This window comes from Microbacterium ginsengisoli, from assembly GCF_000956535.1.
Classification (GTDB): domain Bacteria; phylum Actinomycetota; class Actinomycetes; order Actinomycetales; family Microbacteriaceae; genus Microbacterium; species Microbacterium ginsengisoli.
This window is the reverse complement of record NZ_JYIY01000003.1, coordinates 1-805: the sequence shown is the minus strand read 5'-3', so window position 1 is coordinate 805 and position 805 is coordinate 1. Positions and strand designations below refer to the sequence as shown.

Annotated in this window: 1 protein-coding gene; it reads right to left on the bottom strand. The window is 70.2% G+C overall.

The window, feature by feature from the left end:
* Nucleotides 1-43: 43 nt before the first annotated feature.
* On the bottom strand, nt 44-805 hold a 762-nt coding region (gene ccsB / locus RR49_RS00015), incomplete at its 5' end, for a c-type cytochrome biogenesis protein CcsB (RefSeq protein WP_045245670.1).

Sequence of the window (805 nt, the reverse complement as noted above, 5' to 3'; positions counted from 1 at the left end):
GGGCCCAGGAGGTCATGAGCGGGGTCCTTTCGCAGGGGGCGGGTCACAGTCCGGAGTAGGAGTGCAGGCCGGTGAAGAAGACGTTGACGACGCCGAAGTTGAACAGCACGGCGGCGAAGCCGACGATGCACAGCCAGGCGGCGCGGGTGCCGGCCCAGCCGCGGGTGGCGGTGGCGTGCAGGTATCCGGCGTAAAGCACCCAGATGATGAACGTCCACACCTCTTTCACGTCCCACCCCCAGAACCTGCCCCAGGCGCGGCCGGCCCAGATCGCCCCGGCGATCAGGGTGAAGGTCCACAGGATGAACCCGACGATCGTCAGCCGGTATGCGAGCCGGTCCAGATCCTCCGGCCCGGGCAGACTGTCACGCAGCCGGGTGAGCCGGGAGGGGCGACCCCGGCGGCGGGTGGTGAGCAGGTAGGTGAGGGAGACGAGGAACGCGAGCCCGAAGAACGCGGTCGCCAGCAGCGCGACCAGCACGTGGATGACCAGCCACCCGGATTGCAGGGCGGGCATCAGGGGGACGACGGGGACGTAGAAGCTGACCGTCGCGACGCCGAGCAGCAGCACGGTCAGCCCGAGCACGGCGCTGCCCAGGTACGCCAACCGCACCCGCAGCGACACGGCCAGGAAAGTGGCGATGATCAGCGCGGTGCCGGTGAGGGAGAACTCGAACATGTTCGCCCACGGCACCCGGTCCGCGGCGACCCCGCGCAGCACCACCCCGGCAAGATGGAACACCCAGCCCAGCACGGTCAACGCGAACCCGACCCGCGCCGCCTTCCCCGCACCCCGTCCGCCACC